Genomic DNA, 13,960 nt, shown 5'->3' on the forward strand with positions numbered 1-13,960 from the left:
TAATAGGTATGGTTCTAAGAAAATTCTAATAATAAAGATAGTTAGTTTACCTCAATAATCTCTGATCTGTCAGAAACACCGTTTTCGTTAAAAGCCTCAATGGTGAAATAATATTTTTGGTCAACGGTAAGGCTTTTCATTAGTAATTCATCGTCTTCATAAATCAGCCAAGAGCTATAAAGCTTATCTGGAGCAATTCCCCATAGAATGTTGTATCCCTGAGCATCATCTTGAGCCTCCCATGTGATCATGGCATCTCTACTGTCCGACTGTCTGTCTACATTAAATGATCCGACCTTTGATGGGGCCTGTCCTTCTCCCAGTCCGAATATCCTTAAGCCGGAAATTGCCAAATGGGGTGTGGGAACATGAATATTTTTATACCGAATGTACCGTACTTTCACAGGATTGGCCAATTCTACATAATCATTGGGCACGTCCTTGAAGCTGTTCTTTCTGTCGACCAAAGTAGTCCAAGAATCTCCGTCCATAGAACCCTCTAATTCATAGCGGTGGTATAAATCCGGAATCCTCCCGTACATATCTGACTCATGATCATGGAAATTCACCTGAATGGCATGGACCGTAGAGGCATTTTCCAGATCGATCTCTACCCATTGCTGATCATCGGCTGATTCGGCAAGCCAAAAAGTTTTGACTTCCTCATCCACCAGGTTTTCAGCATTGTTGCCCTCTGCGCTGCTGGAAGCCTTAGCTGGTTTTTTATAAGAGAGCAACATCCATCCTGCAAACTCTCCTTTTTTGCCTGGGGTGGCAGGAGCATAGTGAGGGTAGTCTCCAAAGTAGTGGTCCATATACATTAGCCCGTCTTCATCGAAAAAAGTGGGAGCCATGCTCACCCTTCTTTCCCATCCCACGGTGACAGCCACCGCCATACTGGCAAAATGCCAATACTCACCACCGGGACCAACTACGGTGCTGCCATGTCCTGCACCGTTCATAAACCCTCCCGGTTTGTAAGAGACAGGGTTGTTGGGAGCATATTCATATGAGCCAAGAGGGGTTTCACTCACATAGACGCCATCTCCATACACATTAAATTCTGTCCCTGGTGCTGCATACTGCATGTAGTATTTGCCGTTATGTTTGGTCAGCCAAGGACCTTCAATGTAGCCGCCTAGCTCGGTATCGGAATGGTTTTCCCCAAACCGTTCCCAGCCATGCTTTTCTTCATTTAGGTTGAAAAGCTCAAAGGTTTCTTCAGAGGGCCTGAATCGTAGGTCTTTGTCCAAAGTTTTAGCTCTGATGGGATATTTGTTAGAAGATCCCCAGAAAACATAGGCTTGATCATCTTCGTCAATAAAAATATGCGGATCTTGCAGGCTGTTGATGATCCCCGGAACTGCTTTCCAGTCCCCTTTTTTGGGATTGTCTGTATAGAGCACGCTCATGTGCCCAGAAGGATTACCTGCCACATACAATACTGAATCTTTATAATTATGGGCGGTGGGTGCATTTGAGCCTTCAAAATACCACTTCTCAGGTTCAATAAATGTCCAATTTTGCAAGTCAGTAGAATGCCAATAACCCATTGAGCGAGTCACGAACATATAATACTCACCACGGAACTCGACCACAGCAGGATCTGCACCAGATCTGTAGGACATATCCTTATGAGCATTATAGATCATATATGTGTAATCCAGATTGACGGGATTACAATAGGTGCTCATATGGGTGTCTTGGGCTTCAGCTGTTTTGGGAAACACCATAGAGGAAATTACCAAAAACAGTATCAATAGCCATCTTAAAGTAGGGGGGAGTAGCTTCATATTAATCATTATTTAATTCTTACTATCGGTGATCTTCGGGAACTTCATACTTGTCTTGTAGGTCTCTAAGTTCAACAGTTAGCCTCTCGGCGATTTCTTCAGTACCGTGCTCGTTATAAATATTTTCCATTTCCATGGGGTCATTCTGTAAGTCAAAAAGCTCCCATATGTCTTCCTCATAGAAATAAATCAATTTGTATCTTTCATCCCTTATGCCATAGTGCTTTCTCACACTGTGAAAACCAGGAAATTCATAATAATGATAATATAGGGACTGTCTCCAGTCGTCTGAACTTGACCTATTCAATAAAGGCTTGAAAGTCTCACCCTGCATATCGGCTGGAACCTGAATGCCTAAGTAATCTAAGAAAGTAGGAGCAAAATCGATATTTTGGGTGAGTTGGGTTATTTGCATGCCTGGGTCAATTTGATTGGGGTATCGGATCATCAGGGGCATGATCATAGATTCCTCATACATAAATCGCTTGTCGAACCAGCCATGTTCTCCTAAATAGAATCCCTGGTCAGAGGTGTAGACCATAAGGGTGTTTTCAGCCAATCCGTTTTTATCCAGATAATCCAGGATTTCTCCAACACTTTCATCTACTGATTTGATGACAGCTAGATAATCCCGCATATAGCGCTGGAATTTCCATTTGGCAACTGCCACAGAATCTGATGGGTCCAAATCAAAATAACTCTCATTCTTTTTATGATAGGCTTTCCAAAAAGTCTCTTTTTCCTGATCGGTCATCCTGTCCAAGAATACATCTGGCCAAGGGTCAAACCGAAGACTATCCACTCCTTTTTCAGTACTCAGCTTGAGGTCATGGCCTTCATACATGTCCCGGTAGATATTCATCTCCTGTTGGGAAGCTGCATACCTGCCCTTATAATCATCAAAGTAATTATCCGGCAAAGGGAATTCCGTGTCATCATAAAGGTGGTAATGCCGCTCAGCGGGTACCCAGTTTCTATGCGGGGCCTTATGGTGCATCATCAGATAGAATGGTTTTTCAGGATCGCGCTGGTTCAACCAGTCCTTAGTCATCTCCGTAATTAAGTCGGTCACATAACCCCTCTTTTGTGTCGTGTCCTTCGAAGTTATAAAATCAGGATTATTGTACTCACCCTGATCGTGGAGGATCTCCCAATGGTCAAATCCGGTTGGCTCCGAAACCAGATGCCATTTACCGATGATAGCGGTTTGATAGCCTTCTTTTTGAAGGATTTTTGGTAAAGTCTGTTGGGTGCCATCAAAACCTACGTTGGTGTTTTGCATGAAGCCGTTTTTATGGCTATGCTTTCCGGTCAAGACAGTGGCCCTACTTGGACCGCAAATGGAGTTACCACAATAGTTGGCTGTGAATAGTGCGCCAGAAGCCGCAATTCGGTCAATATTCGGCGTGGGCGCCAACTCGGATAATGGATGCCCGTATGCACTGATGGCCTGCATAGCGTGATCATCTGTCATGATAAACAGTATATTTGGCTTGTTTACTGACGTTTCATCATCCATGCTGCATGATGAAAAAACGCAAATAAGTAATAGGATTTGCAAGAGTAGAGTAGAGTTTCTAATCATGTCTAAAACTGGTTAATATTATCAATAGGAGAACTGCAGCCTATTCAGGCCGTTTATCACATCTTCGTTTTGCATAAATAGATCCCATAAAAGCCCCGATCGGTGGTTTTCTATCATCAGCACAATTGGACCTTGATCAATTGCCAGATAAGAATCTGCATACCATTGCTCAGTAATGTTGAATGCATCGTGAAAGCCAAACTCTCCCCACAGCCTATCTCCCATGGTGTAATAGAAGAACTTTAAGGCATCCATGGACTCTTCTGGTGTATAAGGGAAGGAGGATAATGCAGCTGTTGGGGTGATTACACCAAGGTCATTTCTTGGCGAGTGAGCTGAGTACCCTTGATGGTTGTCGCTAGCCGTAAGGCCCCAGTTATTTTCGCCATACCCCACAAAACCTGATGGGTTTTCAATGCAGTAGGCACGGTTGATCAAAGTATGACTGACTCCCTGCTCCCAATAATTAGCGTATTGATCCTGCAAGTTTCGGGGGTCAAGCCCTAAGAAACTATAATGGGAAAAAAACATGGGACCGCCATAATCCTCCCCAAGAGGCAACTGATGCCCGTAAAAGCTTTGGCCATTAACCATATTCCCATTCCTTGCCCAGCCGTTGTCATAGACGCTTTTTTCAATTGAATGAGTAGGAGAGGCCGCAGCCAACACATAAGTTATTAAGCATTCATTATAACCTTGGACGGGCAGGTTCATGGCCCATTGCTGATCGGGCGACCAGTGCCAAAATAGAACATCCTGACCGCCACGGGAGTACCAGTCCCATTCTACTTCCTGCCACAGCTGGGTAATTCTTTCGCTGATGCTTCTTTCTCTAGGGTCATTTTCATCCAGATAAGATTGTACGGTCAAAAGTCCCTGGATCATAAAAGCTGTCTCAACCAAGTCACCCCCATTATCAGACGTGCTAAAAGGAATCACGCTGCCATTGTCACCGTTGAGCCAATGTGGCCACACCCCATGAAACCTGTCTGCTGCAGAAAGGAAATTCACGATCTTATCCCATCTTTCAACAGCATCCTGTCGGGAGATGAAATTTCTCTCCACTCCAACAATGAGCGCCATCACACCAAAGCCAGATCCACCTATGGTTACCAGATTTCCGGAACTGTTCCTCTCTCGGGCCAAGCCACTGTTTTCATGTGCAAAATCCCAGAAATAGCGGAAAGTCTGTTCCTGTACCGAAGAGAGGAGTTCCTCATCGGAAATAAGAGGGAATTTGGGAGTTTCATCCACTTGTGTGAAAAATGTACGGGTTGTTCCCGAATAGCTTTCGCCTTTCCCGCCTCCTAGGTTTTCATTTATAATAAATTCATATTTTGATAAATAATCCAGCGAACTGGAAGTGTTGACAATGACTTTGGTATTGTTTTCCTCTAAGGTAAAAGTGAGCGCCGGTCCGGATTGCCCTGAAAACCGTACTGACTGTTGTAATGTCTCAGGATTGATTGGCTGGGAAAAAACAAGTGTGATTTCCGGTTGTAATGGCACATTGGCTATTCTACCTCGGGCAAGTTCTTCAGCATTTTCAATGGTGAAACTTTCAAGTGATAGGTTGCCCAACTGTGTTTTGAAATAAATATCTTGAGTCGCAAAAGCATTCCCACTTGCTCCTTGAAGCTGTTCTGATAAATGAATTCGGTAGGAGGTATTGTTTCTTAACGTTCCTGAAGGATAAATAATGACTGACTTGTTTTGGTTGACAAGGTTTGTGGAAATGTCGACTTCATTTTCTGTATCGTAAAGACTGATCCCCGCTGAGACGCTGGCAGGGTCCAAAGCTTGAGAAAACTCCAATGTTATTGGACGGTCCAGGGGAAGATCGTCGGAAATGGGTTCCGAAAAGCTGATTTCCTGATCTCCCACTTCTGCTTTCAGTAGGTTCAGGGCTACCAAATCCGGCTCTATCTGATTACAGCCGATTAAAAGGAAAAAAGTAATATATCTAAAGTAGATCTTCATAGGTTTTTATAAAAAGGAAGGGCTGCTATGGCCCTTCCTTTTCTATTGGGTTGAAATTACTTAAGGCATTTCTGTTGCCATGATGGCCTGAATTTCAGTTTGGTCGAGTGATCTGTTGAAGAGTCTCAGTTCGTCAAACAGACTGGCATCGCCCAAGTGACCCCATTCGGTAAATCTTGGAGCGCCGGACCCAATAGTCATGATATCACTTCCTGTCCAATCAACACCAGAGAAATCACCCTGGCTGACCACTTCACCATTGAGGTAAACTGCCGCTTGGGTTTGGGAAATGGTAATTGCCACATGAACCCATTCGTTAGTTGCTGGATCCACATCTGCTGCCTCTCCACCATCAAACCAGCTGTCAGCTTCACCATCGCCCACATTCAGCTTGATTCTTTGCATCGGTCCGGCTGCTTCACGGAACAGTCTGAACCCACCGGTCCTGTTGTTCTGATTATCAGGATTGTCCTCATCTGGAGGCCCAATCGTCAATAGACCAGCTCGATCAGGATCACCGTTTACGTTGTACCAGAATACAGCAGTGAATTCATCATGCAATAGCCCCTCAGTCGGGTAAATTAGATGTGCATCGCTAGCTCCTCTATAAGCTCTATTGAGGATACCATCTGCAAAGCCTGGATTGCCAGATACTTCCGGGTTTTGGGTAGAAACCAGTTCCATAAAGTCCCCGTCGAATGGAAGGTAGAAAGTCTCCCCTTCATACACTGGGGTATAGGGTTCTACTTTTTCGAAATTGACTGTTTCGGTTGTAGTCTTGCCTGAGGCATCGGTTGCGGTAATGGTAAGCTCATGCTGTCCATTTGGCAGCTCATCATACCTTACTGTTTTTATAACCCTTCGGAAATCAAGAAAATCTGTGAAGGTCTCAATTTCATTTCCGTTTAGCTCTACTCTGATAGTCTCTACTTCAATATCATCGGTTACTTCAAATGAAATATCGATAGGAGTTACTTCTTCAGGAACTCTGATTTGTGTACCCTCAGAAGGATAGTTGATAATTACTTCTGGCGGCTCGGTATCCTCTCCGGGAGAAACGGGCACTATATCATCGATATAGCTTTCGTTACAGCCGGCCACTAGCCAAACCAAAGCAAGTGTCCAAATTTTATACTTTTTCATACCACTTAATATTTTAGATGTCTATTAATTTTGGCCGATTTGAGGTAGGATGGTGGTTTGCTCCAATGGATATGGAAGGAATCGGTGACTTTCAATATTGAAGTTTCTGCCTTCAAAATTCAGTTCTCCTTCAATTCCATATCTCATCAGGTCATAAAACCGGATTCCCAGTTCCATTCCAAATTCAGCATATTTTTCATTCAATACGTCCTCCAAAGCAACGCCTGCTACAGGTTCCAGTCCTGCACGTGCCCTGACCTGGTTGACCGCTTCATCAGCGGATAATGGTCCGGCTGCTCCACCGTTGACCACTGCTTCAGCATGCATCAATAGTATTTCCGCATATCGGATAGCCGTGAAGTTATTATTGGTGCCGTATGTAAAACGACCTTCAGTCAATTGCGTAGATGGTAAATAATGCTTACCGCTCAAGAAAAGATATCTCGGGTGATTGTTGAATACATCACCGTCTTGAGTAACGTTGGAAACCCAATCAGGAAGCGTTTCATATCCAGGTTCGGATTGAACTTCAGCAATACCGTCTGGGGTAAACAATACCGTTGTCTGAAGCCTCATCTGCTCTCCTCTGTCTAGCATAAATCTAATATACTTGGCTGTAGGAGCATAAAAACCCCACCCGTTTGAAGCACCCGCTACAGTTGGCGTCCAAGAAGCTGGTCCGTACGTTTCAAAAGGATATTGTGTCACTGTACCAGTACTTGTCCCGAAGTCAGAGTACTGGAATTCCAACACATTTTCTCGATTTAGCTTTCCTGGGACTTTGAATAGCTGGTAATAATTAGGCTCCAAAGCATAGGTTCCACTGCTGATAATTTCCCCAGTGGCCTCAGTGACTGCAGCCCAGTTGTTCAGTTCCAAATTAGCCATTGCTTTAACTGCCAAAGCAGCTCCTCTTGTAATCCCCCCGGCCACATCCGAACGTTCACTTGGATGTACATTTGGCAAAGCAGGAAGAGCTTCATCCATCAAGGCCGATACATATTGCATCACTTCCTCGAAACTCGAAACTTCAATATTGTAAAGCTCAGCAGGCTGGCTGGAAGTCGGTATTAGAATACTTCCCCAGAGCTTTGCTAGCTGGATCAACTCCAGGCCTTGCATCACTTTTATTTCTGCTATGTATTGTTCTGCATTTGCTGCATTTGCACCCGCCTCTTGGTACAATCTGATTTCTTCCATAGCTCCATGCCAGTAGATTAGGTCGGAATATAGGTTGAGCCAAACAGAGTTGTACATCCAAAAATTACGGTCATAGCGGAACAGGTCCGTTTCAATCAGGGGCACTTGGTCCCCAGCAGCGGTCACATCATCACCACGAACCCCAATCAAGGTATGGGTTTCCCATTGAGAGCGATATAATTCACCATAGGCCCCATACAACATTTGTATCATGTTGCCGGACTGAGTATAGTCGGTCTCATCAGCGATGATTTCATTTTCCAATGGTTCATCTAGCAATCCTATACAGGATGTTGGCACCACGCCAACCATAAATACTGCTATGAGAGCCGTGCATATATTTTTATAGATTATTTTTTTCATGACTTTCTTCGCTTTAATTAAAAGGTAACATTCAGTCCGACTGTGTAAATAGCAGGAATAGGATATACCTGTCTGTCAATTCCGTCAGGAACTTCTGGATTGAACCCATTATAGTTAAACACCGTCAATGGCCTTTCAGCAGTGAAGGTCACCCTTGTTCTTGGCATGTTTGCGCCAAATATGTTCGTGTCCACGATATTGTAAGCTAACTGTACATTTTGGATTCGGAAGAAAGAACCGTCCTCGATGAAGTAGCTGCTCATGTTCTGGTTCCAGCCTCTTCTCAAACCTGCCGCCGATGGGTAGCGGTCAGAAGTTCCTTCACCTCTCCAAAGGTTGTTTACAAGTTCAGCATCAAGATTAGTGTCATTGGTGAAGATCAATTCCCCACGCTTTCTGTTTAGGATGCTATGGCCCATCTGACTTTGCAATAGTGAACTGAACTCAAAGTTGCCATATCTGAAACCAGCATTGATACCCCAAGTCAAAGTTGGAAGGAAGGATCCCAATACAACCCTGTCCTCATCATTGATCACCCCGTCACCGTTAACATCCCTGAAAATCAGGTCACCTGGCTGAAGGTTGTTGTCATTGATAAAATCTTGGGTATAACCGCTGTTATTGATCTGTTCCTGATTTTGAAACACACCATCAACTTCGTATCCATAAAAAGCAAGATAAGGAGAGCCCACTATAGATCTTTGTCGGAACTCAGCAGACCCAGCATCCAAAAAGTCAGGTCCTCCTAGATCGCGTACGGTATTTTTAAGAGTAGACACGTTACCGCCTATCCAGTAGGAGAAATTATCAGTAATTCTATCCTCCCAATTTAGTGCAAGTTCCAAACCCTGGTTTCGGATTTCACCTACACTTCTTCTTTCGGTAGCTCTGAAAACAGGAGGGATAATAGAGACTGCTAGGTTTCTAGTATCTCTGATGTAGTAATCAGCTTCCAATGATAGCCTTTCCCTGAAGAATCTGGCGCTAATTCCGAAGTTTTGCTCAACAGTGGTCTCCCATCTGTCGATAAGGTCAAATGTTGGATTTAACCTTCTGCCAATGATCAGCACATCATTAATGGCAAGGTTATTTTCTTGAATGGTAGGTCTGCCCACTGCAGGGTTAATGGCGTCGTTGCCAAGTTGGCCCCAAGAAGCTCTGAATTTCAAGAAATCGATGGCTGGAACATTAAAGAAGTCTTCTTCAGAAAGCACCCAACCTGCACCGATGGTGGCGAAGTTACCCCATTTACGTTGGAATTTATTATTACCGTCCCTTCTGATAGTACCGTAAAATAGGTATCGGTCATCGTAATTATAACTCACCCTTGCAAAATAGGACTGGAAAAACAGTCGTTCTCCATCGTCACCTAAATCTTCTTCACCTATAACAAAATTGGTTGCATTAGCCAAGTACCAGAAATGCTGGTTGTTGAAATTTGGATTAGGATTTAGTCCTTCGCCTCGTGCGAAAAGACTTTCGAAAGTCTCACTTCGAAAAGACTGACCTAATACAGCAGTGAATCTATGTAATCCAAAATTGTCGTTGTAAGTCAGGAAATTATCAATAATTTGATCAAATCTTGTAAAGTTGTTTCTTTCAAGTCCAGATTGAAACTCTGTTACCCCATCATTTCGTGCAAAATTCACCACTCTGGTATTGATTTGTTCGATATTGTAATTATAGGCTGAGCGGAAGGATAGCTTCTCAGGAATTAGCTGTATGTCTCCATAGAAATTTCCCATGATAGTTCCTATGTTGTTTCTACTGTCTCCAAAAAGTATACTGTTGTATGGGTTTTGAGGAGACCGGTAACCTAACTGCTGGGCATTGGCCAATGGTCTGGGAACAGGTGAAGCAGCCGTGTTCAAATCATCATAAACCGGCAAGATAGGCACAGCATTATACGCTGTAAACCAAGCTCCGTCGTCTGCGTTGTGGCGACGGGCTGTGCTAATATTTAAATTTGCACCCACAGTAAGCCAATCCCTCACATCAGTGTCAAACTTGGCCCTAAAATTCAATCGGGTGTAGTCGTTTCTTCTGTCATTCATCAGACCGTTTTGCTCAAAATAACTACCGCCAATAGAGTATCTGGTCTTGTCAGTTCCGCCATTAAAAGTCAAAGAGTGGTTTTGGATACTGGCCGGACTCATGATTTCTGCATACCAATCGGTATTCACATTAGGAATACTGGGGTCAATGCGACTTCTGCCAAAGCGCTGAATAGCATTGTTCAAAAAGCTGATATCCGCTGCACTTCCCGTTTCCTGTACATATCCTGCATATTGTTGGGCGTTGGCCATTTGCAATACGTTTTGTGGATTTTGGATACCAACATACCCGTCATAGGTGATTTCTGGATCCCTGCCATAACTTCCAGTTTTCGTTTCTATCAAAACCACTCCATTTGCTGCCCTTACACCATAAATGGCTGCGGCCGAAGCATCCTTCAATATGGACATGCTTTCAATATCGTTGGGGTTCAAAAAGTCAATGTTGTCCATAAACATTCCGTCGACTACATAAAGAGGGGCAGCTCCACCTTCAAAAGACCCTACACCTCTCACACGCACAGTTGGAGAGGCACCAGGTGCGCCGTTGCTGACAATCTGCACACCCGATACCCGGCCTTGTAATGACTGCATGGCGTTCGTTGCAGGTGTTTTGACAATGTCCTCTGCGTTAACTTTGGAGATTGCAGAAGTCCTGTCCTGCTCCCTCTGGGTTCCGTACCCGATAACCACTACTTCATCTAAAGCTGTTTCATCTTGCTCCATATTGACATCGATGACATCGGAGGTGCCTACAACCCGTCGTTGGGCCGTAAATCCAACAAAGGAGAAGACCAATACTTCACCCTCTTCTGCCTCTATTGAATAATTACCGTCAATATCAGTAACAGTACCCCGGGTGGTTCCTTCCACTACGATGGTTACTCCCGGAAGAGGCTCGCCAAGATCATCCACCACTGTTCCGGTAATGGTTACCGGATCCTCAGAGGATATCCCGACTGCCATAGCCTCATTTTCATAATCCATACTCTTGGCATTGGCGTAAACCAGGTTGACCATCATCAACTGGAGGGCAAAACCGCATGCAGAGTACTTCAACCACATTAATAGATTTTGTTTCATAGTATTTTAGTTATTTGCTAAAATTTCATTCATTGATTGCTTCCGGCCTTAGGTTTTCCTCATTGTCTGTCTCCACACTCCAAGCTAATAAATCCGGATATTAATTAAGTTCAGGTAGGTTTTAAGGAACTGTGTGATGTTTCATAGGCGATTAATTTTGGGTTTTAAGCTTATATTTATTTAACAATTTTTTCTGCTGTTTGGAGTCTGTTTAGGTCGATAGAATTGAAAAATTTATTGTTTGAATCCTCCAGCCATTCATCTTTCCATGGTGAATACGTTTTGGTCTCGATCTTAGTGGGTGTTATATCTACTATTCGAAGAAATCCATTACAGCCTTCTCCGAAACCTTTTACACCCCGCTGGTAATTGGCTAAGTATTGATAAACCTCGTTACCATGCTCCCCTTCAGAGATAAGCTGCCCATGGCCATCGTGTAACACATGCCCGGAATACACCATGAAAAAATTAGGGTGGCGCTTGACAAGCTTGTCCCAAATTTGGTCCCCGTCATTAACTGCTTCAGGTCCTTCTCCTGAACCTACACCGTATCCATGTGCTCTCCAGTCATGGTCTTCACTTTGACGCTGCCCGTCAATATACATGTAGGCGTGGGTGATCAAGATTGCCAAATGATCAAAATGCTTATGTACTATCTGATTAGCCCAATCCAACACTTTGTTCCTCGGGCCAAACTCAAGCGATAAAATCAGCCATTTCCTGCCGAGGGCCTCAAAAGTGTGATAGGTGTTGTCAATTTTATCTTCTTCAAAGGCACCCTGAAGACCTGAATTGGACTTAAGCTTGTCCAATGGAAAGTATTTATTGGCTAAAGAACTATCACGAGTATCAGCAAACTTGTTGGGACCGCTTCCCATATCATGGTTGCCAAGACTTAGGGCGTAAGGAATTTTCCCATTTATTTTCTTGAAATATATTTGGGAAAGGGCCCATTCCGCAGGTGTGTTTCCCTGGGTGATGTCTCCCACATGAAGCACATAATCTATATTCTCATGGTTTTCAGCCAACCAGTCTAACTGGCTTTCCATGATTTCCGGGCAGGATTCAAGATAGGATTGGGTGTCTGGAAGTACCACCAGCCTTAATTTTTCCTCCTCAGCCTGCAGTAGGGATATTTTTAATAGGGCAATATATATTAATAATAATTTTTTCACTTTTCTGGAAATTCAAATCCTAGTTTCTCCAATCCTTCCTGAATCTCTGGAGCGCCCATAAAAAGCTCCCAGCCAAGACCTGATCTGTGGTTTTCAATCATGGCGACAATTGGTCCTTGGTCGATGGCCAAGTAGCGCTGGGGATACCAGTCCTCCTCCGGGCTGAAGGCATCATAAAAGCCATATCTCCCAAAAACCTTCTCCCCATAGTTATAATACATGTTTTTGATCACATCCATAGATTCATCAGGAGTGTATGGATAGCTCGAAAGTGCAGCGGTAGGTGTGATCACGCCCAGGTCGCTTCCCGGTTTGTGAGCCGAATAGCCATTTACCGAATAACTTGCCGTTAATCCCCACAAGTCTTCCCCATAACCATTGTATCCTTCAGGGTTTTCCACACACCAGGCTCTATTGATCAATGTGTGGTTTTTATTGTGCTCCCAATAATCGGCGTATTTGTCTTTCAACCCTTTTGGGTTTAATCCTATGTAGGAATAATGAGCCCAGAATAATGGTCCACCCATTTCCTCGGCGCCATTATGCTTGAGTTCCAATTTATAGCCAAAAGGGGTTTTTTCTGTTTTAATATCTCCGCTTCTTGCCCAACCATTGTGGTAGACATCAGCAGGAACAGTATGGGTAGGAGAGGATGCTGCCAGTATATAGGTGATCATGGTTTCATCATATCCCAAAAGCGGGAAATTCATATCCCAGCCATAATTGGGAGACCAATGCCAGAATAGCACATCTTGACCACCTTGGGTATACCAGTCCCATTCCATCTCTTCCCAAAGTTGATTGATTTTGGAAGCAATCTGCTTTTCTTGGATGTTTCCATCTTTATAATACTCCCTGACGGCCAAAAGTCCCTGCATCAGAAAGGCTGATTCAACTAGGTCTCCTCCATTGTCCTTTTCTCCGAAAGGCTTCACTTCCCCGGTTTCTCCATTGAGCCAGTGAGGCCAAATACCATGGAAACGGTCAGCTTCAGTCAGGAAATCCACAATTCTTTCAAATCGCTCCCTTCCTTCTTCCTTACTAATCCAACCTCTTTCCAAGCCCGCCAATAAGCCGAAAAGACCAAAGCCGGAACCGCCCGTTGTAATGATGTGCTCATCGTTTTGAGGATATTCCCCATCCAGATGGATTCTTTCTCTGGCCAAACCGGAATTTGGCTCTGCACCTTCCCAGAAGTATCTGAAAGTATAATAGGATACCATTTCGAGCAGCTCTTCATCCGAGAAGTCTTTCGTCTTGACTTCTTTAGTTCCAATAGTTTCCGCCTGCTCTGCTGTCGTAAAGGCTTCAACTTTGTAGTGAAGAGATAAATTGTTTCCTAAATCATTGACAAAATCCAAATAGAGTGTGTCTTCCAAAGTGGCTCTTTCAGAAAAACTCTCCCCGTCTGAACTCACCATTACCCTATATTGCACTGCATTTGGGTGCTTGGGCCATTGTAATTCCACATGCCTATCATATCCAGTAGCCACAAGAGTACTGTTTTGATTATTGTCCTCGCATGTAAATGCTAGACAGGGGAGGAGAAAAACAAGTAGGAAAAGGGAATTAGCGTGCTTCATG

At 43.9% G+C, this 13,960-nt stretch carries 8 protein-coding genes; all 8 read right to left on the reverse strand.

The genetic code is table 11. The features are described from left to right. Positions 1-41: 41 nt before the first annotated feature. On the reverse strand, positions 42-1,793 hold the full coding sequence (locus FPL27_RS07000; protein WP_221936585.1) for a family 43 glycosylhydrolase: 1,752 nt from the start codon (positions 1,791-1,793) through the stop codon (positions 42-44). 22 nt (positions 1,794-1,815) lie between these two features. Beyond that, positions 1,816-3,378, reverse strand: a complete 1,563-nt coding sequence (locus FPL27_RS07005; RefSeq protein WP_143960410.1) for a sulfatase family protein — start codon at positions 3,376-3,378, stop codon at positions 1,816-1,818. Between the two features lie 21 nt (positions 3,379-3,399). After that, on the reverse strand, positions 3,400-5,358 hold the full coding sequence (locus FPL27_RS07010) for a glucoamylase family protein (RefSeq protein ID WP_143960411.1): 1,959 nt from the start codon (positions 5,356-5,358) through the stop codon (positions 3,400-3,402). 60 nt (positions 5,359-5,418) lie between these two features. Then, entirely contained in the window at positions 5,419-6,501 is a 1,083-nt protein-coding gene (locus tag FPL27_RS07015) for a LamG-like jellyroll fold domain-containing protein (RefSeq protein WP_143960412.1), read from the reverse strand. A 24-nt stretch (positions 6,502-6,525) separates the two neighbouring features. After that, entirely contained in the window at positions 6,526-8,064 is a 1,539-nt protein-coding gene (locus FPL27_RS07020; protein WP_143960413.1) for a RagB/SusD family nutrient uptake outer membrane protein, read from the reverse strand. A gap of 17 nt (positions 8,065-8,081) precedes the next feature. After that, a complete protein-coding gene (locus FPL27_RS07025; RefSeq protein ID WP_235893385.1) occupies positions 8,082-11,201 on the reverse strand; it encodes a SusC/RagA family TonB-linked outer membrane protein in 3,120 nt (1,039 codons plus the stop codon). Positions 11,202-11,377: 176 nt separating this feature from the next. After that, positions 11,378-12,376, reverse strand: a complete 999-nt coding sequence (locus FPL27_RS07030) for a metallophosphoesterase (RefSeq protein ID WP_143960414.1) — start codon at positions 12,374-12,376, stop codon at positions 11,378-11,380. After that, positions 12,373-13,959: a glucoamylase family protein gene (locus FPL27_RS07035; RefSeq protein ID WP_143960415.1), complete on the reverse strand. Its 1,587-nt coding sequence runs from the start codon at positions 13,957-13,959 to the stop codon at positions 12,373-12,375. Before FPL27_RS07035 ends, FPL27_RS07030 begins: the two co-directional genes overlap by 4 nt. Between the last annotated feature and the right edge of the window lies 1 nt (position 13,960).

The organism is Litoribacter populi, assembly GCF_007483685.1.
Classification (GTDB): Bacteria; Bacteroidota; Bacteroidia; order Cytophagales; family Cyclobacteriaceae; genus Litoribacter; species Litoribacter populi.